This is a genomic window from Shewanella avicenniae, from assembly GCF_017354945.1.
GTDB classification, from domain to species: Bacteria; Pseudomonadota; Gammaproteobacteria; order Enterobacterales; family Shewanellaceae; genus Shewanella; species Shewanella avicenniae.
In genome coordinates, this window is sequence record NZ_CP071503.1 from 2,536,231 (window position 1) to 2,559,307 (window position 23,077).

The following is a 23,077-nucleotide window of genomic DNA, read 5'->3' on the forward strand; positions in this document are numbered from 1 at the left end:
TGTCTAAACCTATGTCTGTAGAACGTGGCACCATGGCTTTTGCCGGATTTATGGTGCTGGTGTCTGTGGTGCTGACAGCCACAGTCCATCATAACTTTTTCTGGTTCACTGTTTTTATCGGTGCCAACCTGCTACAAAGTGCATTTACTGGTTTCTGTCCTGCAAGTATGTTGATGCGTAAACTGGGCGTAAAAACCGAAGCACAAATCACTGAAGAGGCGTTTTCCAAAAAATGAGTTGGAGTAAAACACGCACTACCCTAAGCGCAGTTAGCCTTGTCGCCCTGCTAAGTTGGCAACTGCCAGCCCACGCGACCAGCGATATCACGCCGCCAACGGCAGTGAAATTGGTCGCGCAAGGGGCGCTGTTGATTGATGTTCGCAGCGCGGGAGAATTTAGCGAAGGTCATCTCGACGGCGCCAAAAACATCGAGTATCAGCAAATTGTTGATCAGCTCGCGGTATTAGAGGTCGATAAGACAACCCCTATAGTGCTCTATTGTCGCAGCGGTCGGCGCGCCAGCGTCGCCCAACAAGCATTGCAGCAGGCGGGTTATCAAGCGGTGTCCAACGCTGGTGGTTTTAGCGAACTGCAACAGCCGTTTGCCAATCATTAATAGCGGCTCTTACGTTAACGGCGGTTTATGTTACTATGCCGCCGTTATTTGCAGGAGTTGTTATGTCAACCAACCAATCTCATCCAAACGATCCGCTTCACGGCAAAACCTTAGAGGCCATTTTACAGCATCTTGAGCAGCAATATGGCTTTGAGGGTCTTGCTGACCGCATCAAGGTCAATTGCTTTAGCAATGATCCTAATATCAAGTCTTGTTTAAAGTTTTTCCGCAAAACGCCTTGGGCGAGAGAGAAGCTAGAACGGCTTTATATCAAATCAATTGGCGAGAAGATGCCAGAGCACTTAAAGAGTGTCGCGCATCGTAAACCTACCCTTGCCGCGCCAAAATCAGTCAAACCTGCTGCAACACACACTGGCAAAGGTACAGACACCAGCACTGGCACTGGTGAAAACAGTGCGATTTGGGGTACTCCCAAGAAGTAAACCGTGTGCGAGTTGGGCACAGCCAACATCGCTGCTCGTACATGGAAGGTTAGACGCTAGCGCAAAAGGGAGTGGAGGTAGGCACGCTAGCGCCTAACGCAATGGGGATTATTCTGCCGCTTCAACCACAAAGGTGATATCGCGTGGCAAGCCTTGCACCAGCGGCAAGTGCTCTTTTGCAATATGGGCAATCGGCATGATGTCGCCATAGGTCGATGATTGCTCTTCGCCGTCAAACAATACCGCAAACCAACCGCCTGCTAAGCTAATATCACCGTTTTTCCAGCCATATTGCTTTTCGCTTGGGTCAAACTTGCCTTCGGTTGCCGTGCAGCAGTAATCAAAGGCTGAACGGTAACCTGAGGTTTTGAATGGTAAACGATTTTTAAAGTCTTGCGCCGCCACCGTATCGTTTAAGGTGGCAGGGATCACGACATCGCCTGCTTTTAATACAATCGCCATCGGCATAGGTAAATCCTTCTACTTATTATGTGAGTCTGTTGTCAGCGGACAATAGAAAAATACGATGGTTTTAGCAATTCAAATAGTCTTAAATGATTGCCCAATCTTCCAAAAATTGATCATAGTTCTAAAAAAATTATAATATTTTTAGTTGGTTGTATAAATTTCAAACATATTTGTTTTGAATTTCTAGCCAATCGTAGCATCACAACCTAGGCACACTATCAGCGCAAGGCTTCGCAATTGACGCCGATTAGTTTACTATGCGCCCCTTAACTACGCCGCCGAACACGGATCTTGATTATGTCTGCCAATGCGCTCTATACCGACCTGTCGGGTTACTACGACTTAATGTGTGTCGATATCGACTACCAAGCCCAGAGCCATTGCGTGCGTAGATTGCATCAGATGTTTGGTAATGGCGGTGATCAGCACCTTGATTTGGCCTGTGGCACCGGCCCGCATGTGCGCCATTTTATCGATTTTGGCTATCAAAGTAGTGGGTTGGATATCAACCAGCCAATGCTGGATCTCGCTGCGCAGCGCTGCCCAGAAGCGGAGTTTGTTCAACAAGACATGAGTGACTTTACCGTGACTCAAGAGCTAGATCTGATCACCTGCTTCCTCTACTCCATCCATTACAACGCCGATCTGACTAAGCTAAAGCAGTGTATTGAGAGCGCCCACCGTGCGTTAAGTAGCGGCGGCGTATTCTGCTTTAACGTGGTGGCCAAGGACAAAATCAATAATGCGCTATTTGTGCAACACGGCGCGACCCAAGCCGATGAGCAGTTTACCTTTCGCTCCAGCTGGTTTTTTCAAGGTGATGGTGACCAACAAGCCCTCAAGCTCAGTATTGAAAAAACCTGCAGCCAGCAAACTCAAATTTGGCATGACGAACATCCCATGGTGGCGTTTACCTTTGCGGCAATTGAACTGCTGCTACAGCCTTATTTTGAGGTACACCTGTTTGAGCATGACTACCACAAAATCATTCCGTGGGATGGGCATTCAGGCAACGCGTTGATTGTCTGCGTGAAACGTTAACCAAACGGTGTCGGCTACGCCCGAGGGGATATGCCGCAGCGATACAGATTTGCATAAAACAAAGGCCGCTAAATGCGGCCTTTGTTGTTTAATCTTGATGCGGTTCGAAGTATGAATCCGGGATCAAATGCCCCAACTCATGGGATTTGGTTTTCAGGTAGTTTTCGTTGTATGGGTTTTTACCCACTTGCAACGGCACCCGCTCCGTCACTTCCACCCCAACCTGCTGCATCGCTTTCACTTTGCGAGGGTTATTGGTCATCAAACGCACTTTATGTACGCCGATTTTTTCCAGCATTGGCGCAATCATGTCATATTTGCGCATATCTGCCGGGAAGCCCAACTTTTCGTTGGCTTCTACAGTATTTGCGCCTTGGTCTTGCAGCGCATAAGCGCGCACTTTATTGAGCAAGCCAATGCCGCGCCCTTCTTGACGCAGATAGAGAATAAAACCACGTCCTTCTGCAGCAATATTTTGCATCGCTGTTTGCAACTGAAAACCACAATCGCAACGCAGACTAAACAGCGCATCGCCAGTGAGACATTCAGAATGAATGCGTCCCAGCATCGGCTCGTCGGCCTGTAATTCACCAAAGGTTAACGCTACATGCTCTTTGCCTGATTCTGTATCTTCAAAACCATGCATGGAAAACACACCCCAAGGCGTTGGTAATTTGGCTGTAGCAACGTATTTAATCGACATGAACTAACCTTAACGACATCTCGAACACCCATCTGTACCGCTTTAACCAGCATCGAGATAAAAGCTGTTTAACACCTTCAGGCTTAGTGATTTTGCTGCGCGCAGGCGGCCACTAAGCAAACCTTTCCCGCTTGCGACACGGGCAATGCAGACCTTCGGTCTATTAGGCTGTGGAGTATATCAATAACCCGCACAGGATGAAGCAGCTTTTTTTCGCAAAATTTCGATTATTGTGAACGATTAATGCCACACATCGCACGTTTGGTTAAAAAAGCTGTCAGCCTTGAGGATGTAACTGATGAATCACTTGATTGGATGAGCCGCGAAAGCTCAGTGAAGGATCGGCCAGAGACTGCTCAAACTTGCCATCCACCAATACATCAATCAGCGGTAACAAGGCTTGTTGTTCGCTCGTTAACTCCGCCAGCGTATAACCGGTCCAAAGCCAGACATCTTTGCTGGGGGCTTCTTCCCTTACCCGCTGCAATAGCTGTTTTATCGCGCCTAGGTTTGCCGGAAACAGCGGGTCACCGCCCGATAATGATAGGCCTCGACGCTTGATGCGACTGTCGGTTAAATCTTTGATGATTTGGTCTTCCATCTGTTTATCAAACAGATGACCAGAACGCGGATCCCAAGTGGATTGATTGTAGCAGCCACGACATTGATGCTCGCAGCCTGACACAAACAGTGTGGCGCGCGTGCCGGGGCCGTTAATCACATCAACGGGAAAATACTTGTGATAGTTCATGCGAAGCTCCAAAAGTGAGGGGCACACTCGGTGCCCCTTAGTCGCGATTAGAGGTGCTTAACTCGACGTTTAACCTCTTCCTGCTTGCCGTGATTGAATGGACGCGCATCAGGACTGCCCAAATAACCACATACGCGGCGAGTTACCGACACTCGGCTTGGCTCATGGTTACCACATTTAGGACAGACAAAGCCTTTAGAGGTACATTCAAATTCGCCAGTAAAACCACAGTCGTAACATTCATCAATTGGCGTGTTAGTGCCGTAGTAAGGCACATGCTTAAAGCTGTAATCCCATACATCTTCCAACGCTTCCACGTTTTTCTGCATGTTTGGATATTCGCCGTAGCAAATGAAACCACCGCTAGACAAATCTGGATATGGCTTTTCAAAGTCGATTTTGTCGTAAGGGTTGACGTTCTTTTCAACATCCAAGTGGAAGCTGTTGGTGTAATAACCTTTGTCGGTCACTCCGTCCACTAAACCAAATTGCTTTACGTCCAACTTAGCAAAGCGGCTGCACAAGTTTTCACTTGGGGTGGCATACAAGCTGAAACCATAACCAGTTTCTGCTTTCCACTGCTCGGTAGCGGCTTTTAAACGAGCGACAATCGCCACTGCTTTTTCGCGCAAGGTGGCATCATCAAACACATGTGTGCCATTGCCATACAGCGCGTTAATGGTTTCATGCAAACCGATGTAACCCAACGAGATCGACGCACGGCCATTTTTGAAGATTTGCGCAATAGTATCGTCAGCCTTCAAACGCACGCCACAAGCGCCTTCCATATACAGGATTGGGGCCACACGGGCTTTCACGTTTTCTAAGCGAGCAATACGGGTATCCAGCGCTTTGCGGGCGATGACTAAACGTTGATCCAACAGGCGGTAGAAAGCTTGTTCGTCACCTTTAGCTTCAAGGGCGATGCGCGGTAAGTTAACGCTGACCACGCCGAGGTTGTTACGGCCTTCGTGGATCTGCTCACCATTTTCTTCATAAACACCGAGGAAGCTGCGGCATCCCATTGGGGTTTTAAATGAGCCAGTCACGCGCACAACTTGTTCATAGTTGAGGATGTCTGGGTACATTCTGATGGTAGAGCATTGCAACGCCAGCTGTTTGATATCGTAGTTTTGGTCTCCCTGCTTGTGGTTGACGCCATCTTTAATGGCAAATACCAGTTTAGGGAACACCGCAGTCTTATGGTTTTTACCCAGACCTTCCATACGGATTTTCAGAATCGACTGCTGAATTAAACGTGATTGCCAGCTAGTACCGAGACCAAAACCAAAGGTCACAAACGGAGTTTGACCGTTCGCGGTGTGCAGGGTATTCACTTCATATTCAAGTGATTGGAACGCATCGTGACACTCTTTTTCAGTGCGTTCATTGGCATAACCTTCAGCGTCGCTAATGCCCCACTTTTGCGCTACTTCCAGATGTTTCTCATAGCTTTTGGTAACAAACGGCGCCAACACTTCATCAATACGGTTGATGGTGGTGCCGCCGTAAATGTGACTCGCCACCTGCGCAATAATCTGTGCAGTAACGGCGGTCGCAGTTGAAATTGATTTAGGTGTATCAATTTCAGCATTGCCCATTTTAAAACCACGGGTCAGCATGCCGCCCAAATCAATCAACATACAGTTGAACATTGGGAAGAACGGTGAGTAGTCCAAATCGTGATAGTGGATTTCACCGGCTTCATGGGCGGCAACCACATCTTTGGGCAGAATATGATGTTTGGCGTAATGCTTCGCGACAATCCCCGCCAGCAAGTCACGTTGGGTTGGGATCACTTTCGCGTCTTTATTAGCGTTTTCGTTCAGCAAAGTAGCGTTACTTTGCTCAACCAAACCACGAATTTCTAGGCTGAGCTTACTTGAGCTTTCACGGCAGATGTCACGGTCGTGACGATATTCGATATACGCACGGGCTACCTTTTTGTATGGCCCATCCATCAACAGGTTTTCGACATGGTCCTGTAATTCTTGGATACCTACTTCGTCTTTCTCTTTGACAGCTTGGGTCACTACTGCGGCGACAGTTGCAGCATAATCCGCATCATCTACACCACAGTGCGTCGAGGCGGCCAGCACTGCGTCCCTGAGTCTTGTTTCATCAAACGGTGTACGACACCCGTCCCTTTTGATAACAACTGGCATGGCTCTTATTCTCCTTATTTTCGTTTTTAATCACCATATATAGTGAAATTTAACCACCTCAACACTATATGTGGGCAATTAGGCTACAAACGGCACAAGGAATCATTGATCTCGATCATGATTAGATGAGTCAGAAAATTGAGTGTTCAATAGTTGACGGAACGGTAGTAAAAGAGGTTTTTTGCACTTGACGCGCGGGTTTTAGAGCGATAGTTGGCGACTAATTTTAGCCGCCTATAATACCATGGTCTAAGGCACTATTCGTAGTCACCTAGGGTCGCTTCGATTAAGTGACGTACACGGCATACCGCCTGATAGCCAGCTTCAATCGCTTCTTCGGCACGATGAAATTCCATCATGCCAATATCCGAAACTTTCGGAATAATGCAGATATCGGGTGGGTCGCCCACTAAGCGCGCCCGTTTATGTCGCTGCTCCAAAATATCCATCGATTGCGACATCACCGCCAACATGCCCGGTTGTTGCTTATTAGCTGATGAGAATTTTTGCGTCAGGTTACCAATGTAGTCTTTGCCTTTGGCAAAAAAGTCCATAAAGGTTGATTCTGACTGTTGCCGTTCTTCCGCTTTATCTTGGTCGCTGCATTCACTTTTGATGTTTACCGGCAGAATTTGCAGTTTTTCGCGCCGATGACCATTGAGATCAACCGCAATCACCACATCAACCCCCATCGCCCGCGCCACCGACACAGGAATGGGATTCACCACAGCACCATCCACCAGCCAACGCTTCCCCTGCCTGACGGGCGACATAATCCCCGGCATTGAACATGAAGCGCGCACCGCATTACGTAAATTGCCACTACGAAACCACACTTCTTGGCCAGTATTGAGATCGGCCGACACCGCAATAAACGGCTTTTTCAGCTCCTCGATTTTCCACTCACCAAGATGCTGCTCCATAGCATCAAACACCTTATCACCACCGATAAGCCCACCACGACGCCAACTGATGTCCATCAAGGACAACACTTGCCAACTGGTGAAGCCACAGACCCATCGCTCTAGCTCATCTAACCTATCGTTTGCATAAGCAGCGCCCACCAGAGCACCGATGGAGCATCCGGCTATCTTCTGCGGATGAACCCCCATCGCTGCCAGCGCTTTTAGCACGCCAATATGTGCCCATCCTTTTGCGGCTCCGCTGCCTAACGCAATACCTACCGATGGCATACTTGTCTCTCCTGTTGCGGCAATTCCTGAACAACGCGCTAAATTCACCTATAATGGCCATTCTATATGGGCAGTCCCCATAAACTCAACGTGCTGAAATGCACCACAATATTGTGCGCCGATGACATACGCGTGATGCCGCGATGAAAGTTAGCCGCAAACGGTATTAGCGCTGCCCAAATGGCAAAAAAGCGCCTATAATATGCGGCCGCTAAAAATAGGAGTTCACTTTTGCAATTTTCAGACTTTTTTCTCGACAAACGCTTACTGCAATCTTTGGGGCATCAAGGCATCACTACGCCAACTCCAATTCAGGAAGTCGCCATTCCTGTAGCACTGGCCGGGAAGGATCTGATGGCGTCATCAAAAACAGGCTCAGGTAAAACCTTTGCGTTTTTGCTGCCGGCGTTGCAACGTGTTATTTCAACCAAAGCACTGAGTAAACAAGACCCGCGGGTGTTGATTTTGCTGCCTACGCGCGAACTGGCAAACCAAGTGTATGCCGAGTTGCGCTCACTGGTAGCCAATACCCAATACAGCGCGGTCAGTATTCTCGGCGGCGAGAACTTTAACGATCAAGCAAAAGCACTGGCACGCAATCCGCACTTTATTGTGGCAACCCCAGGCCGTTTAGCCGATCACCTAGAACAACGCCATCTGTTTCTGAACGGCTTGGAGTTACTGGTGTTAGATGAAGCGGATCGCATGTTAGATTTAGGCTTTGCCTCGCAACTGCGCGCTATCAACAGCGCGGCTGACCATCGTCGCCGCCAAACGCTGATGTTTTCAGCCACCTTAGCGCACGATGAAGTGCAAACACTGGCCAGTGAGTTACTTAAAGACCCACGCCATGTAGCGATTGGTGCCAGTAACCAAGCCAACCCAGACATTCAGCAACGTTTGTATTTAGTCGATAACCTCACCCACAAAGAAGCGGTATTGCAGCAGGTGTTGAACCACGCTAGTTTCCAGCAAGCCATTATCTTTACCGCCACTCGCGTCGATGCCGAGCGTTTAGCGCAATTGGTGGACAGTTGGGGGCATTCTGCAATTGGCTTGAGCGGCGAATTAATTCAGAGTAAGCGTAACCAGATTATGGACGGCTTTGCTCGCGGCCAAGCCAAAGTGCTCGTTACTACCGATGTGGCATCACGCGGGCTCGATTTGACCAATGTTGGCTTAGTGGTCAACTTTGATATGCCAAAATTTGCCGAAGAATATATTCACCGGATTGGCCGTACCGCTCGCGCAGGCGCAAAAGGCGATGCGGTGTCCTTGGTTGGGCCTAAAGATTGGCACGCGTTTGAGCGCATCGAAGCGTTCCTCGGCACCAATATTGAGCGCGCCGCCATTGAAGGTTTTGAAGGCAGATTTAACGGCCTTGCGCCAGAGCGCCAACATACTGGTAAGCGGTCGATCACTAAACCTAAGGCTGCTAAACCTCGCAGTTCAGTAAAAGCCGCGGCCAAGCCAGCTCAGCGCGATAAGCGCTTTATGACCTCGGTGGATGTTGGCGATGCGCCGATGCGCCGTAAACCGGCCAAACCTGACGTTAGCGAAAGCGACGAATAACTGTTTAAACAATGACGAATCATAGTTTTGCTCAGCCGTTGGGCAAAACAGAAAGGAAAGACCAATGAAAGTTTGTGGTGTAGAGATTAACAGCAGCGAAGCGATTATCTGCTTGGTGCAAGATGATGGCGAATTGTTCAACGTACCGGAATGCCGCAGTCGCTCAATCAGTTTGCGTAACGCAACCGACGACCAGGCGATTCAAGAATTCCATTTCGCCTTCAACAAGTTGATGCAAGATTATAAAGTCGATGAAATCGCCATTATCAGTCGTCCTCTGAAAGGCAAATTCGCAGGTTCAGCCGCAAGTTTCAAAATGGAAGCGGCCATTCAACTGTGCAACCTGCCAGCGACAGTAATTCAACAAACGGAAATCAAAGAGCAATTAAAGCGCAATCCGCTGCAAGTCGACTTTGAATGTTTGGAACTGCGTAAGATTCAAAAACCCGCTTTTGAAGCGGCTTACGCCCGCCTGAACATCAAGCAATATAGCAAGGACTGATCTTCCGTTGGCGACCGACTATCTCGGCCATTACAGCCCAGAGATCCAAGCGCAAGTAGCCCAACTTCAAGCACAAGGGAAGTTGGGCGCTTATCTGCTCAAGCGCCATCCAGACATCCATCAAATTCGCAGTGATCGCGCCCTGTATGAATACACGATGGCGCTCAAGAACGAATATCTGCGCCAATCTGCCCCACTGGCCAAAGTGTGTTTTGATGACAAAATTACCCTTAGTCATCATGCGTTAGGGTTACATACCTACGCCGCTCGACGCCAAGGCTATAAAATCAAAAGCAAAAACGAGATCCGTATTTCGTCCAAACTAAAGTGTGTGCCGGAAGCGTTTTTACGGATGCTAGTAGTGCATGAACTCGCCCACCTGCGGGAGAAAGAGCACAACAAAGCGTTTTACAAGTTGTGCCAGTACATGGAACCAGATTATCACCAGCTGGAATTTGAGCTGCGTATCTACCTCACCTTGGCAGATGCGGGCGAAGATCCCTATCAGGCTTAACTCTTATTGGTATTGCTGTCGTCTTCCGCAATGATTTGGTCAAAGCGCTGATAGCCATGCAGCGCTTCGAAGTCTTTCTCCTCTTTAGCCGCTTCAGATAAAGAGGCACTGAAATCTACCGCTAATTCCAAATCTGATATTGCCTGCTCATCAGCGCCTAATTTGGTGTAGGCACAGGCGCGTTGATACAGGGCATTGGCATTTTGCTGATCGACTTCCAGCACTCGGTTACAGATGCTCAGCGCCCAATGGTATTCACCCATCTCCATCGCAGCATCAGCCATATAGGTCAGTGCTTCCAAATCGCCCGGACGGATTTTGAGAATTTCATTATAAATTTCAATTTTTTGTTCTGGGGTTTGCGAGTGCTGCGCGCGGATCCACAAGTTGTGGATCTCATTAATACGTTCAATCTCGCGATTGTTTTCAGTGATGATGCGGGATTTACGCTTGAGTTCGCGCTCCATATCCTGAAACTTTTTCTCGTAGCGCCCGGCAATCTCTTCCAGTTTTTGATTGGCCATTTTCTGGGTATTGACCCGAATATCACGCAATGATTGCCAGCCAACCAAGGCAATTAACGACGCAGCCGCCGCAATCAAATAGAAAAAGTAAGTCACGGTGACGTTGGCATAGTTCATCGATTTATCCGCCACCGCCAATTCACGGTCAGTGATCTGCTGTGTCACCCGCAATTCCAGTGACTGCTGATCTTGCCGAATCGATTTCAGCTCATCGAGCACATAGCGCTCCATCAACGGCTTATCGTAAATACTTTGCTGAGAGTATGCTTGTGGCTCAGGGGTTTCTACCGCTGGGGCAGTAAAGGTCATAGTAAGCAGTAGCAGCGAAAGGAAACGGATCATGGCAGCCTCGGCAGTAGTTTTCATCGCCCTAAGCCTAACAAGCCCTTGATCCATGAGCAAATCTGATGGCCAAAAAGTTCCCCCAGCCATCGTGCTGCCGCACAAAAAAACAAAAATCCCCGCCGTAGCGAGGATTTCTAACATTTTCTGAGCTTAACCCAGATTCATGATATGGCGGCGTTGATCGACCAACGACTTAAATGCCAAAAGTTGCTGTTTGTCGAGGTGGCTGGCCATTGGGATTTGTGCGGTCATAGGGTTAACCGGACGGCCGTTAATATGGAACTCATAATGCAGATGCGGCCCCGTCACCCGGCCGGTATTGCCCGATAAGGCAATCACTTGACCACGACTGACGCGCTGCCCTTTGTGCACCAACACTTTAGACAAATGCAGATAACGGGTGGTGTACTTGCTGTCATGTTCAATCACCACATAACGGCCTGCGTATGGGTGGTCAGTCACCATTTTCACCACACCATCGCCGGTCGCTTCGATCTTAGTGCCAATCGGTGTGGAGAAATCAGTACCGTTGTGCGGTGCAGTTCTGCCCGTTACAGGATGGTGACGATACGGGTTAAACCCTGATGAAACACGATAGGCTTTTGCCAAAGGCAGGCGTTGGAAGGCACGCACTAAGCTGGCGCCGTTCTCATCATAAAAGTTGCCGTCAGCATCTTGAAAGGCGGTGATATCGTTACGGCCATTGTGAATACTGATGCCCAGTAGTTGGCTGTTACCAGTTAATTCGCCTTCCACAAATTGGTCTTTCAGCAAAATTGAGAAGGTGTCCCCTGCGCGCAAATCACGGGCAAAATTCACTTTATCTTTCAACAGCATTTCAACGCGTTGAATCTCGCCTGCACTTAATCCAATTTTTTCAGCGGAGCGATAGAAAGAACCATTGATGGTGCCGCTGATGATGCGGTCTTGCCACTGACCCGGCACGTTAACTTCTTTGACTTCAAAACTACCATCGTCATAACGGCTGAACACCACTTGGCGCGCAGCGTTAAAGTAAAGCTCTAACTGGGTCAGTTGTTGCTGTTCATCGGTCCAGAAACTGATTCTGTTACCGGGCATCAAGGTATCTAACGCCAGCACGTTCAAATCAGCTTCCAGCACTTTATACATGGTTTGCTGATCAACACCGGCTTGGGAGAACAATGCGCTTAAGGTGTCGCCCGATTCAATGTCATGGACAAAGCTTGGGCTGTGGGTGCGAACCTCATTTGGCTCCACATTTTGCTGCGGCAGAATGCGGCTAAAATCCAACTCTAATGGAATACGGTCACCCACTGGGGTGATACGTTGAGATTGCGTACTTGGCAGAACCAAGGCAACCGCCAAACAAAAGCCACTGAGTAATAAGGTTTTACGATGAAGAGATGGCAGTGCCTGCAAACGGGCGGTATAACTGCTAAACCCAAACATTTTCTCTGTTTGCAAACTGCGTCTCCTAAAGTAATTAACGGTTAAAGTTCACTGTCATCTGTTTGTAACAGCACCAATTCACAGAGTTATATCAGATCGAACGCAATAAACAAGGCTAAAACCGCTTTCAAATTTAATTGGCGACTTTTTAAACTGCGATTTGCGAAATTAAGCACATTCCAAACGGATGACACTACCGCGTGCCTGTTTCAGTACATCAACGCGGGTCAGTATCTGTTCTTTCATTTCGGTCACATGAGAAATCACCCCAATCATGCGGCCACTGGCTTGCAAATCAATTAAGGTGCGAATCGCCAACTCTAGCGAGTCTTGGTCTAGACTGCCAAACCCTTCATCAATAAACAGGGTGTCGAGTTTGATGCCGCCAGCGTAGGCTTGCACCACGTTACTCAAGCCTAATGCCAACGATAGCGCCGCCATAAAGCTTTCACCACCACTCAAGGTCGCCACGGGGCGCACTTTGCCGCTGTAGGCATCTTCCACTTCTAAATCCAGCCCTGAGGCGCGGTTACCTTTGGCGCGTTCCTCTTTGCGCAGCAAGCGATAGCGGCCTTTGCTCATACGCGCTAAACGCTCCGAAGCCTCAAGCAGCACGTCATCAAGCAATACGCTCAACACAAAGCGCTGCAAACTGAGTTTGCTTTGGTTATTGCCGTTGGCAACATCTGACAAAGTGCCCACTACCGCAAAACGGCTTTCCAAAGCGGCTAACGCTTTGGCATCGGCGGCCAACTTTTGCTGGCAATTGATTAAGTTACTTAAGCGACTGTTGATCTGTTGAAATTGCTCATCTGCTTGTTGCACCAGTTGCTGCTGTGCAGTGACTGCCGTCATTAATGCGGTAAGGTCGGGCGCAATTGCATCTTTGAGCTTTTGCTGCAATGCATCAAGTTGCCCTGCCAAGGCATGACATTGCTGCTGCCATTGCTCAATATTGGCGGTCAACTGCTGCTGTTGACCATCGCTTAGCTGCGCAGCCGTTAACGCGGCCACATCGCTAAACCCGGCCTGTAGTAATGCGCTACTTAGCTCTTGCTCAGCTTGTTCGCTATAGCCTTGTGCTTGCGCTAACTGTTGCTTGCTGGCAGCAAGGGCGCTTTCTGCCGTGGCTAACTGAGCCGTTGCCTGTTGCTGCGCTTGTTGGATCTGGTTTATTTGCGCCGTTAGCCCGCTTTGTTGCTGAGCCAATTGCTGCAATTGATCGGTCAATTGCGCCAACGCGGCTGCCGCGGTGAGGTTTTGTAACTCGGCAGGCAGACGACGCTGATTCTCTGTTAGCGCCCCCGCTAAACTGCTGCAGTGGCTTTGTTGCTCAGCCACCTGCTGTTGCGCACTATTGAGTTGCTGTTGCTGCGTAGTTAATTGCTGCTCCAACGCGCTAAGCTGCTGCTGTTGTTTGCTCAGCTGTTGCTGCGCCTGTTGCGCGGCGGCAAATTGCTGTTGAGTCGCGGTGAGTTGTTGCTGCCATTCGTCAAGCGGCAGTGGTGCTTGGTAATCAAGCACCAGCGCACTAAACAGAGGTACAAGCTGTTGCTCCAAACCCGCCAGTTGATCGCGCAAGCTACGGTAATCGCTACGCAAGGTTTCGCAGATCGAGCGTTTGCTGTCGAGCTGTTGCTGGGCGTGCTCTAATTGCTGTTCGGTCGGAATTTCAAGCTCACTGTGCGCCGGATTAGGATGCTGCTGACTGCCACATACGGGGCACGGCACATTGGGGCCAAGTTGCTGTGCTAACAGTGCCGCCTGCCCTTGGTGCCATTGTATTCTGAGCTGAGTCAATTGGGCTTCTGCGGTATCAAGCGCCGCTTTCGCCTGCTTGCCCTGCTCAGCTTTTTGGGTCAACTGATGATTAAGCCGCTGTTGCTGTTGTTGCAAGCCCACAATTTGCTGCCCTTGCTCACATTGACGCTGCCACTGATATTGCTGCTGTTGCAGTTCAGACAGCTGGCCAGCGTGCTGTTGCAGTTCGGCCATCGCTTGCGTGAGCTGGGTTTTCTTTGCTTGCAGTTGTTGCAGTTGTTGCTCAGCCGTTTGCTGCGCTTTAATAACGCGCTGCAGCTCAGTGTTGGCCTGATCCAGTTGCTGTTGCTGCTGATAATAATTTTCCAGTAACGGCTTTAATTGCTCAGCGTGTTGCTGAGCACTGCGGCTGAATTGCAATTGCTGATCCAGCGCAGGCAGTTGTTGTGCGGCGCTATCGGCTTGCTGTTTTTGTTGCGTAGCGTGTCTCAGTTGCTGCTCGGCGGCAGTCAGTGCTTGTTGCTGTGCGATAAGTTCGCGACTGCGTTGTTGCTGCTGGCGATAAACCGGCAGCACTTGCTGCGCCATTTGCGCTAATTTGAGTTGTTGCTTGACGCGATCCATCTCGGCTTGACGCGCCTTGGCTTGCTCAAGGCTTTGCGCCACCCGCGCCTGCTCCGCCAGTTCACTATTGAGGCGTTTACCTGCATCTAACTGCTTATTTGCCTCGTCCAGCTTGGCACTGGCCTGCGTTTTTTGCTGTTTGGCGTGCTCACAAAGTGGCGTAAGTTCACTGATGGCATTTGTCAGCGCATCGGTTGATTCCACCCCTGCAGTATCGAGGATCCCCAGTCGTTTCTGCTCTAAATCATGGGCTTCATCGCGGATTGCTTTGGCTTGCGCCTTTAATCGCTCTTCAATACGGCTATAGATGCTGGTTTGAAACAGCTGGCTAAAAATCTTTTCCCGCGCTTTAGAATCGGCCAGCAATAGTTCACGAAACTTGCCTTGCGGCAACACCATCACCTGGCGAAACTGATCCACATCCAGCCCGGTCAACTCTTCAACCATGCTAGTCGCTTCAGAGACTCTGCTGGCCACCAGCAATTCAGCACTGCCATCGGGCAGTAGCCGCTGTAATTTGGCTTCGGCACTTTGATTGGTGTAACCATCACCGCGGGCTTTCGGGCGTTGCTGATCTGGCGTGCGTTTAATCAAATAGCAACGTTCGCCTAATTCAAATTGAAACTCGACCGTGGTCATCAGGCTGTCATCGGCATAGTCGCAGCGCATTTGTGGCGCCTCACGCTCATTGCCGGTGGTTTTGCCATAAAGCGCGAAACAAATAGCATCGAGAATACTGGTTTTGCCGGCACCGGTTGGGCCATTAATCAAAAACAGTGGGTTTTGCCCCAATTCGCGAAAGTCGATAACCTGTTTATCCGCAAACGGGCCAAAGGCCGTCATGGTCAGTTGTAATGGCTTCATGCATCCTCTCCTTGGTGCAATTCATCAATCAATCCATGCAGATGTTGCTGCTGCGCCTCGGTTAATAGCTCTCCCGCCACTTGCGAGAAGAAATCACTGAACATCTCCAGCTCACCTTTTTTGATCCGCTCGCGGCCAATATCGCGGTCTTGTTGCTGAGTCATCAAACCGGTGCGCTCCAAGTGCAGCACATTAGGATAACGGCTACGCAGTTTACCCATTGGGTCGAGCAAGGCATGAGTGTCGCTCAAGCGCACCATCAGGTAATCATCCGCATGGGGATCATCTTTCGCACGCTCAAGCAATTCCGCTAAGCTGCCTTCAATAATCCGCACGTCGCGCGCGGCGGTAATCGGCAGCAAAGTGATTACAGCAGGCTGTGAGGGTTTCAGTTCCACCAAGGTGACCGATTTGCGCTGAGTAGCCTCGCTAAAGGAGTACTTCAGCGGCGAACCGCTATAACGCACATGCTCAGCGGCGCGATATTGCGGCCCATGCAGATGCCCAAGTGCGGCATAATCAAACGGGGTAAATAATGCGGGCGAAATCCGGTCAGCCCCGCCAACACTGAGTGGCCGCTCAGACTCAGATTCACTGCTGCCATCCAGAAAACAGTGCGCCACCACCACCTTTGGCAAGCCTTCGCTCGAGTGGGCAGCCACTTGCGCCAGCATTGCCGCCATCGCTTGTTCGTGACTGGTGATGCTGTCATCGTCGAGCAGATGCCGCACCGCCGTAGGCTCCGCGTAAGAAATCGGATAAAACCAAGCCGCGCCACTTTTACCCTGCAACAAAATAGGCGTGAGTTCGGCGGTCAAACTGCCAACAATATGCAAGCCACTGCGTTTCATCTGATTAGCGGCAAACCCCAAGCGCTCGGCACTGTCGTGGTTACCAGCAGTCAACAATACCGGGATTTGATGCTCGGCAATCATCTCATCGAGAAAGTCTGACAGTAAGGTGACTGCTGCGGCCGGTGGAATCGAGCGATCGTAAATATCACCGGCGATCACCAGTGCATCAACTTGATGCTCAACGGCGAGTTGGGCAATCTGCTGCAGTGCTAACCGCTGCTGTTCAATCAGTGATTCGCCATGCAATTGCCGACCGAGATGCCAGTCAGATGAGTGAATAAACTTCATAGGCTGTAGGCTTCCTTGCGCTTAAAACGGTTGAAAATGGTAATGCTCGGCTAACAGTTTAACACTCATCAGCAATGACATGGTCACCACCAAAGGCCGAATCAACTTGGTACCTTTGCTCAACACTAAGCGCGAGCCTAAAGTTGCGCCAAGTCCTTGACCAGCCAACATAATGAGTCCCATGCTCCACACTACTTTACCGCCTAGAGTAAAAAACAGCAGTGACGAGATATTGGTGGCAAAGTTCATCACTTTGGCGTGAGCCGTAGCTTTGGCGATGCCGTAGCCAGCCATGGTGACAAAGCCTAAGGCGAAAAAGCTGCCGGTTCCGGGGCCAAAAAAGCCATCGTAAACGCCGACACCTAAGCCAATGGTGAACGCAAACGGCACCGGGGTAAGCACTCGCGCGCTGTCTTGATCAGAAATCTTTTTAGAAAACAGGAAGTAACAGCCAATCGCTAAGATTAAAAATGGCAACATCGTTTTTAATACACTGCCATCGACCAGCTGTACCGCAATAGTGCCCACCGCTGAACCAGCAAGCGCACAGGCGATGGCAAGTTTCATCTCCCGCAGTTGCACCATGCCTTTACGCACAAAATAGACGCTGGCAAAAAAGCTGCCGCCACAGGCTTGCAGTTTGTTAGTCGCCAGCGCGGCCGCAGGCGGTAAACCTATCCACATCAGCGCCGGAATGGTGATGAGACCGCCGCCACCGGCGATTGAATCGATAAAGCCCGCCACAAAGGCGACCGAAAACAGCAGGATTACAAGTTGGAGGGTAAGCTCAATGTCCATTGAATATTATTATTGTGATAAGAGTCGAATGGGCTATTAGAGAGCTTTTCGATTAAAAACGCAAAGTGAAAAAGGCAAAGTGTACAGATGCAAAAAAGCCGTCTGGGTAACAGACGGCTTAGTGTTCTATCGTTCACGTTAGCGCTAAATCAACTCAGCGCTCAATCAATGGATTACAGAGTTGATTACCACTTCATTTCGCCCGTATTGACCTTGGCGCTCATCTCCAGCGATTGTTCACCCGCTAAATGAGGATATTTGGCTTTCATGCTGGCAATCACCGCTGCTGAATCGGCAGATTGACGTAACACCTCATCAAAGGTTTGCAGGTATTGTTCGGTAAATTGCAGTGCAGCAACGCCATTAGGCATCTGTTTGACATAGTGGCCGGGAATCACTTTCTGTGGCTTCAGCGCCAGCATCGCGTTGATATCATCACGCCACTGTTGGCGAGCAGCTACGGTTTGAGTATCAGCAGTCCACGCATGTTGTCCGGCAACGACCGCCACGCCACCGAGCACGGTGCGGTTAGAGGGTATCCACAAAAACGCACCATAATCATCGGCTTTACGCAGCTCAACGGTGTCACCATCCACACTGAAGCTACGTTGCTCAGTCGCTTGCGGCACAATGATTTCAGTCGGCGCACCGGATTTTAAAATCGGTCCCCAATAAGCAATTTTGGCTGCTTTGGTGGCATTGATATGATCCACCACTTTTTGCGTGGCAACCACTTTGGCGTTAGGAAACGCAGCCACAATGGGTTGTAAGCCAAAGTAGAAATCGGGGTCACCACAGGTAATCAAAATGGTGGTGAGCTGTTTACCGCTCTGTTTGATCAGTTGAACCAACGCCGCGCCATCTTGAGTGCTGAACTGCGCGTCCACCAGCATGGCTTCATGCTCACCGGAGATCAGGGTTGAGCTGATGGGGAAAATACCATTTTGCTGCGGATTGTAGGTTTGTAACTGCAACTCAGCATTGGCGGATGTTACGCCAGCCAGCAATATCGCGGCACTGGCCAACAATGGTTGCAAGGTGTGTTTCAAGATAGGTTTAACAACGGATTTCATATACTACTCCTTTAGATAAAGTGACGCGCTTACGCCTGCAGCCACTGGGTCAATTGCTGAACTAACGCGGCAGGCTCGCCATAAAAACGATTCACCGGCACGTTGAAATACTCAGTCCCTCGTTGCACTAACAAACTCGGAAAGCCTTGTGCGCCATGTTGAGCCATTAACTGGCGAGTACGGTTGATCGCTTGGCTGGCCAGTTGTTTGGCAGCATCGCTGCGGGCTTCTTGCCACACGTCAGCCGCTAAACCTAACTTTGCAGCCACTGCATCGAGCACTGAGGTTTGGCTAATATCTTTGCCATCCACATACCAGGCATGTTGTGCTGCGGCCAAAAATGCCAATGCATCAGCACCGCTGTGTTGTTGCAGCGCTAACATGGCCGCGCTTGCAGGCAATGAATCCAATACAACCGATTGGTCACGACAGAGATGCTCGCGATATTGCTCACCAAAGGTTGCGCCGGTGAGTTCAGCAATGCGGGCATCGTGGTCGCGAACATGCAAATGCCAGTCAGCATCAATGCGGCGTCGGCTATAGCCCATAAACAAGCCACCTGAGTGCAGTTCAAACTGTGCTGGCCATTGTTGCGCGGTAGCCTGTAGCAGCGACAAGGCGCCATAGCTCCAGCCACAAAGTGGGTCGATAATCCAATGCAGGGTGATTTCTTGAGTGTTTGTCATGCTGACCTCGATACGAATCAATCTATAGCGCTATTTTAAGTTTCACATTGAGAAACAAAATCCCCATAATTAGACATAGTTTGTTTCATAAATCGAGCAGATGAATGGATAGGATCACCGCGGCGCAAGTGTTTACCCGAATTTGTGAATTAGGCAGTTTGAGTGCCGCCTCAAGGGCAATGGGCATGTCGCGGCCGATGATTAGCCGCTATCTGGCTGAAATGGAAGATTGGGCGGGGACGCGCTTGCTGCATCGCTCTTCACGCAAACTAAGCCTCACGCCAGCTGGCGAGCAGTTGCTGTCGCAAACCCAAGCCTTGTTACAGCTTGCTGATGGGATTAGCCAAGTCGAGTTACAGCAAACGGTAGCGGGCACGCTGCGGATTTCCTGTGCGCATTTCACCGCTCAGCGAATACTCAATCCACTGTTGCAGCAGTTTTTAAAGCAACATCCGGCGCTCAAGGTCGAGGTGCAGATCAGTAACCAAAACGTTAACTTGGTGGCCGAGCGGATTGATTTGGCGATTCGGATCACCAATGAACTCGATCCCAATATTATCGCGCGGCGCCTCGGTGACTGTCGCTCGGTACTCTGCGCCAGTCCGCATTATCTGGCCGAGTATGGTGAACCCAAAGCCCCCGCCCAATTAATTCAGCATAACTGTTTGCATTACAGTAACTTCTCCGATGGGATTTGGTCATTTATCGCCCCCAATGGTGAATTGGTTGATACACCAATTCAGGGCAATCTGTCAGTCAACGAATCCTCTATCTTATTAGATGCCATTCTTAATCACAGTGGAATTGCCGTGTTACCTGAGCTGGATGCAGCACCCTACTTAAACAGCGGCGCATTGACAGCATTATTGCAAGATTATCAACCGCAGCCGTTAGGCATTTTTGGCATCTATCGCAGCCGAATCCATCAACCGTTGGCGTTGCGGCTGCTGCTTGATGCATTGCGCGACTTTCTACAAACTAGCGCTTAAATCGGGTTTACATCTGGTTATTTTTTATCTTGTTTGCGTAATTTAAATACAGCTTAAGGAGCAGCAAATGAATCCAGCCAAAGTAGTGCGAGCACAGGTAAAAACGCTGACAGATCTGCCTAACGTCGGCAAAGCCACCGCCAGCGATCTGCAACTGCTGGGTATACATCAGCCTGAGCAACTCGCCGGACAAGATCCTTATCAACTCTATCTAACCCTCTGTGAAATCACCGGTGTTCGTCATGATCCCTGTGTCATCGACGTGTTTATGGCGATTACTCGCTTTGTTGATGGTGAAGCGCCTCAACCTTGGTGGCACTTTACCGATGAACGTAAAAAGTTATATAGCGTCTAGCCTATTATAACCAATACTTTCGAAAGCCTTAGCCACTGCGGATGCAGGCCACAGTTCATCCTGAAAGTTAGTTTCTAAAGCGTTATATTTTGACCAAAATCAACATTCCTTAAATTCAATTTCCTTATGTTGTTTGGGTATTGGCAAATCATATCGCCATCCAGCATGAATCACGGCCCCAGCACAATGATTTCAGCTTGATCACTTTTGAACTTGTAAGGAAAGGAAATGAAAACCGCAGTAGTAGTTATCGATGTGCAACGCGCCTATTTTGAACAAGATCAGCAGCCGTTTGATGCGGCAGCGACCATCAGCAACATCAACAGTCTGACTGAATGGGCACATGCCAACGCCACGCCGGTTGTGTTTGTGCAACATCAAAGCGAAACCGTTACCGCTGGCAGCGATGCATGGCGTTTACAGCAAGATCTCTTAGTGCGCCAAGGGGATCAATTTGTGCAAAAGTGCACCCCTGATGCGTTCCAAAACACCATTTTGAAACCGCTGTTGGATCAACATGACATCGATCATCTGATCGTTTGCGGTTATGCCACCGAGTTTTGCATCGACACCACAGTTCGCCGCGCAGCAGAGTTGGGCTACAGCGTCGATATCGCCGCCGATGCACATACCACCAATGATAAAGCACACAGCAGTGCTGAATTTATCCGTCAGCATCACAACTGCACTCTACCTGCAATCACCAGCTTTGGTGTGGCCGTACGCGCATTGACGACTGAAGAACTGACCCGCCCAGTTGCGGCATCACAAGCGATCTAACCCTCGCGGCAGAACGCCGTTCATCTTGATGGCGCCACGCATGGTGATGCTAGATGTAGCTAATCATTAAGATGCGCCAACACAAAGGCCGACGTAATGTCGGCCTTTTCGCATTCTGAGTATGAGATGCATTCAGTGGGTACACGGGTTTGAAGCTGCAACGTTCGAAGCAACAAAGCTCGAAACAGCCACGCTTAAAACCTGACGCTATCAGTAAGCTCACTCAATCAAAAAGTGCGCCCGCGCAGTGGCAATTAACTGTTTACGGCTGGTTTGCCAACATTCAATGTGCACGTTAGCCACCCGACGCCCCTGCCGGGTAATATGGCATTCAGCAAAACTGTCTTTATGATAACCGGCACGAAGATAGTCGATGGAGAAGTCCACCACTTTCGGCACTTTACTGGTCTGCATAAACACCATTAGCTGGATAATCGCCGACATCTCCATAAAGCCGGCGATCACCCCACCATGCAACGCCGGCAACACCGGATTGCCGATGTTGTCGTCATTAGCAGGCAGTTGAAACACCAGCTCATCACCAAAGCGATTTACCTGCATCCCAATAAATTTGGCATAAGGTACGTGGGCGATCAGATCGGCAAAGTCATTGGTTTCAGTCACGCGCGCGACTAAAGTTTTTACATCCGTCAGAGGCTGTTTTGGCTCAGTCATGCTGTGCCTCCTCACCCATTAACGCTTTACGGAAGTTGTCACCAATCATCTCCGGGCTAATGCGCATAAACGAGCCGACCGCGTGAGCAATCGGATCATCCACGCTATCTTGATAGGCGATGGCGCGGGTAAAAGCCACGCTGGATGACAAACGATAACATTCGGCCATGCCAAATATCGGCTTATGCGGCTGCGCTGGCTTCATGTAATCGACCCGCAAATCGAGCGTGGGCGATATCTCGAGCGTACCAAACTTCTCCTTAATAGCGCATACCACGGCACAACCGCTGCCGGTGTCCATCAAGGTGGTAATCACCCCGCCGTGCAACACACCGGTATCGGGATAACCAATTAACGCCTCGTTGTAAGGCAGCTCTAGCAGTACATGATGCTCGCTGGCCTCATGCACTTTCAGCCCAAGACGGCGGCATTGCGCTAACTGATTAACAAAGCGCGTTGCCAGTGTCGTCATCGGGAAATAATCAGGATTTGTCTTCATCTGCGACTTTTTTTCGACTCAACATTGGGCCCAGTGGTTTGCCGCCCAACAGGTGCATATGCACGTGGAACACTTCCTGCCCCGCATGTTCGTTGGTGTTGACGATTAAACGAAAACCGTCATCAGCAATGCCCATCTCTTCTGCGAGCTTGGCCGCCACAGTGAACATGCGCCCAAGTGCGGCTTCATCTGAGGCCTTCACATCATTGATGGTCGGGATGACATGGTTCGGCACAATCAGAATATGGGTGGGGGCTTGCGGCGCGATATCGCGAAATGCGGTCACGAGGTGATCTTGAAAGACGATATCGGCGGGGATTTCACGTCTGACAATCTTACTGAACAGGGTTTCTTCAGCCATTTTACACTCTCCGGTGATTTCTAATGTCAGTGACACAGTTTAGCAGCTGTATCATCACGAAACGGTTTTTGCGTATAACTCAACGCATTATACGGTGATGCACACTTGAATGCGCTGCTTGATTAACATAGCAGCTTCAATCGCCTACCAGAAGATGTAAAGCACAACGAACACTTTTGTTCAATAAAAGCGCAATTCTGCC

Annotated in this window: 25 protein-coding genes; 10 read left to right on the forward strand and 15 right to left on the reverse strand. The window is 49.7% G+C overall.

Features of this window, described 5'->3' with window-relative positions; all coding sequences use genetic code 11:
• Positions 1 to 11: 11 nt before the first annotated feature.
• The 3 genes from JYB87_RS11175 to JYB87_RS11185 all read left to right on the forward strand — a co-directional run bounded on the left by JYB87_RS11175 (position 12) and on the right by JYB87_RS11185 (position 1,059).
• Positions 12 to 236, forward strand: coding sequence for a YgaP family membrane protein (locus tag JYB87_RS11175; RefSeq protein ID WP_207356679.1), 225 nt, complete (start codon positions 12 to 14; stop codon positions 234 to 236).
• On the forward strand, positions 233 to 616 hold the full coding sequence (locus JYB87_RS11180; RefSeq protein ID WP_207353578.1) for a rhodanese-like domain-containing protein: 384 nt from the start codon (positions 233 to 235) through the stop codon (positions 614 to 616). The genes JYB87_RS11175 and JYB87_RS11180 overlap by 4 nt, the downstream gene beginning before the upstream one ends.
• Positions 617 to 678: 62 nt before the next feature.
• Positions 679 to 1,059 (forward strand): VF530 family protein, encoded by a 381-nt coding sequence (locus JYB87_RS11185; protein WP_207353579.1) that lies wholly within the window; start codon positions 679 to 681, stop codon positions 1,057 to 1,059.
• Positions 1,060 to 1,167: 108 nt separating this feature from the next.
• Here JYB87_RS11185 and JYB87_RS11190 read toward each other — a convergent pair whose 3' ends face one another.
• Complete coding sequence (locus JYB87_RS11190; protein WP_207353580.1) at positions 1,168 to 1,527, reverse strand: cyclophilin-like fold protein; 360 nt, start codon at positions 1,525 to 1,527, stop codon at positions 1,168 to 1,170.
• 297 nt (positions 1,528 to 1,824) lie between these two features.
• Here JYB87_RS11190 and JYB87_RS11195 point away from each other — a divergent pair, with 297 nt between their 5' ends.
• Positions 1,825 to 2,568 carry a class I SAM-dependent DNA methyltransferase gene (locus JYB87_RS11195; RefSeq protein ID WP_207353581.1) on the forward strand — a complete coding sequence of 248 codons (744 nt, stop codon included), beginning with the start codon at positions 1,825 to 1,827 and terminating at the stop codon, positions 2,566 to 2,568.
• A gap of 88 nt (positions 2,569 to 2,656) precedes the next feature.
• On the opposite strand, the gene ribA is transcribed toward JYB87_RS11195, so the two are convergent.
• From ribA to rssA, 4 genes are all read right to left on the reverse strand, one after another.
• Positions 2,657 to 3,271 carry a GTP cyclohydrolase II gene (ribA, locus tag JYB87_RS11200; protein WP_207353582.1) on the reverse strand — a complete coding sequence of 205 codons (615 nt, stop codon included), beginning with the start codon at positions 3,269 to 3,271 and terminating at the stop codon, positions 2,657 to 2,659.
• 277 nt (positions 3,272 to 3,548) lie between these two features.
• Positions 3,549 to 4,022, reverse strand: coding sequence for an anaerobic ribonucleoside-triphosphate reductase-activating protein (gene nrdG / locus JYB87_RS11205; RefSeq protein ID WP_207353583.1), 474 nt, complete (start codon positions 4,020 to 4,022; stop codon positions 3,549 to 3,551).
• 47 nt (positions 4,023 to 4,069) lie between these two features.
• Complete coding sequence (nrdD, locus tag JYB87_RS11210; RefSeq protein WP_207353584.1) at positions 4,070 to 6,187, reverse strand: anaerobic ribonucleoside-triphosphate reductase; 2,118 nt, start codon at positions 6,185 to 6,187, stop codon at positions 4,070 to 4,072.
• Positions 6,188 to 6,444: 257 nt separating this feature from the next.
• On the reverse strand, positions 6,445 to 7,380 hold the full coding sequence (gene rssA / locus JYB87_RS11215) for a patatin-like phospholipase RssA (protein ID WP_207353585.1): 936 nt from the start codon (positions 7,378 to 7,380) through the stop codon (positions 6,445 to 6,447).
• Between the two features lie 231 nt (positions 7,381 to 7,611).
• Between rssA and JYB87_RS11220 the strand changes: the two genes are divergently transcribed.
• From JYB87_RS11220 to JYB87_RS11230, 3 genes are all read left to right on the forward strand, one after another.
• The gene (locus JYB87_RS11220; protein WP_207353586.1) at positions 7,612 to 8,952 is read left to right on the forward strand and encodes a DEAD/DEAH box helicase; all 1,341 of its coding nucleotides are present in this window, start codon (positions 7,612 to 7,614) and stop codon (positions 8,950 to 8,952) included.
• 64 nt (positions 8,953 to 9,016) lie between these two features.
• Positions 9,017 to 9,454, forward strand: coding sequence for a DUF3010 family protein (locus JYB87_RS11225; RefSeq protein ID WP_207353587.1), 438 nt, complete (start codon positions 9,017 to 9,019; stop codon positions 9,452 to 9,454).
• 7 nt (positions 9,455 to 9,461) lie between these two features.
• On the forward strand, positions 9,462 to 9,968 hold the full coding sequence (locus JYB87_RS11230; protein ID WP_207353588.1) for a M48 metallopeptidase family protein: 507 nt from the start codon (positions 9,462 to 9,464) through the stop codon (positions 9,966 to 9,968).
• On the opposite strand, the gene JYB87_RS11235 is transcribed toward JYB87_RS11230, so the two are convergent.
• The 7 genes from JYB87_RS11235 to JYB87_RS11265 form a co-directional block, all read right to left on the reverse strand.
• Positions 9,965 to 10,858, reverse strand: coding sequence for a tetratricopeptide repeat protein (locus tag JYB87_RS11235; protein WP_228729847.1), 894 nt, complete (start codon positions 10,856 to 10,858; stop codon positions 9,965 to 9,967). The two genes, JYB87_RS11230 and JYB87_RS11235, sit on opposite strands and share 4 nt — an antisense overlap.
• Positions 10,859 to 10,987: 129 nt before the next feature.
• Positions 10,988 to 12,283, reverse strand: coding sequence for a peptidoglycan DD-metalloendopeptidase family protein (locus JYB87_RS11240; RefSeq protein WP_407695814.1), 1,296 nt, complete (start codon positions 12,281 to 12,283; stop codon positions 10,988 to 10,990).
• A gap of 153 nt (positions 12,284 to 12,436) precedes the next feature.
• Positions 12,437 to 15,517, reverse strand: a complete 3,081-nt coding sequence (locus JYB87_RS11245; protein ID WP_207353589.1) for an SbcC/MukB-like Walker B domain-containing protein — start codon at positions 15,515 to 15,517, stop codon at positions 12,437 to 12,439.
• Positions 15,514 to 16,659 carry an exonuclease SbcCD subunit D gene (locus tag JYB87_RS11250; protein ID WP_207353590.1) on the reverse strand — a complete coding sequence of 382 codons (1,146 nt, stop codon included), beginning with the start codon at positions 16,657 to 16,659 and terminating at the stop codon, positions 15,514 to 15,516. The genes JYB87_RS11245 and JYB87_RS11250 overlap by 4 nt, the downstream gene beginning before the upstream one ends.
• Positions 16,660 to 16,680: 21 nt before the next feature.
• Positions 16,681 to 17,457 (reverse strand): TSUP family transporter, encoded by a 777-nt coding sequence (locus JYB87_RS11255; RefSeq protein ID WP_207353591.1) that lies wholly within the window; start codon positions 17,455 to 17,457, stop codon positions 16,681 to 16,683.
• Positions 17,458 to 17,642: 185 nt separating this feature from the next.
• Entirely contained in the window at positions 17,643 to 18,530 is an 888-nt protein-coding gene (locus JYB87_RS11260) for a Vmh family MBL fold metallo-hydrolase (RefSeq protein ID WP_228729848.1), read from the reverse strand.
• 29 nt (positions 18,531 to 18,559) lie between these two features.
• On the reverse strand, positions 18,560 to 19,216 hold the full coding sequence (locus JYB87_RS11265; protein WP_207353592.1) for a DsbA family protein: 657 nt from the start codon (positions 19,214 to 19,216) through the stop codon (positions 18,560 to 18,562).
• Positions 19,217 to 19,320: 104 nt separating this feature from the next.
• Here JYB87_RS11265 and JYB87_RS11270 point away from each other — a divergent pair, with 104 nt between their 5' ends.
• From JYB87_RS11270 to JYB87_RS11280, 3 genes are all read left to right on the forward strand, one after another.
• Positions 19,321 to 20,205 carry a LysR family transcriptional regulator gene (locus tag JYB87_RS11270; protein WP_207353593.1) on the forward strand — a complete coding sequence of 295 codons (885 nt, stop codon included), beginning with the start codon at positions 19,321 to 19,323 and terminating at the stop codon, positions 20,203 to 20,205.
• A gap of 67 nt (positions 20,206 to 20,272) precedes the next feature.
• A complete protein-coding gene (locus tag JYB87_RS11275; RefSeq protein WP_207353594.1) occupies positions 20,273 to 20,560 on the forward strand; it encodes a helix-hairpin-helix domain-containing protein in 288 nt (95 codons plus the stop codon).
• Between the two features lie 228 nt (positions 20,561 to 20,788).
• Positions 20,789 to 21,340, forward strand: a complete 552-nt coding sequence (locus JYB87_RS11280) for an isochorismatase family protein (RefSeq protein WP_207353595.1) — start codon at positions 20,789 to 20,791, stop codon at positions 21,338 to 21,340.
• Between the two features lie 219 nt (positions 21,341 to 21,559).
• Here the strand turns inward: JYB87_RS11280 and JYB87_RS11285 are convergent, their stop codons facing one another.
• The 3 genes from JYB87_RS11285 to hinT are packed head-to-tail and all read right to left on the reverse strand — an operon-like array spanning position 21,560 to position 22,875.
• Positions 21,560 to 22,015 (reverse strand): PaaI family thioesterase, encoded by a 456-nt coding sequence (locus JYB87_RS11285; protein ID WP_207353596.1) that lies wholly within the window; start codon positions 22,013 to 22,015, stop codon positions 21,560 to 21,562.
• Positions 22,008 to 22,514, reverse strand: coding sequence for a PaaI family thioesterase (locus JYB87_RS11290; protein ID WP_207353597.1), 507 nt, complete (start codon positions 22,512 to 22,514; stop codon positions 22,008 to 22,010). The genes JYB87_RS11285 and JYB87_RS11290 overlap by 8 nt, the downstream gene beginning before the upstream one ends.
• Positions 22,498 to 22,875 carry a purine nucleoside phosphoramidase gene (gene hinT, locus JYB87_RS11295; protein ID WP_207353598.1) on the reverse strand — a complete coding sequence of 126 codons (378 nt, stop codon included), beginning with the start codon at positions 22,873 to 22,875 and terminating at the stop codon, positions 22,498 to 22,500. Before hinT ends, JYB87_RS11290 begins: the two co-directional genes overlap by 17 nt.
• Between the last annotated feature and the right edge of the window lie 202 nt (positions 22,876 to 23,077).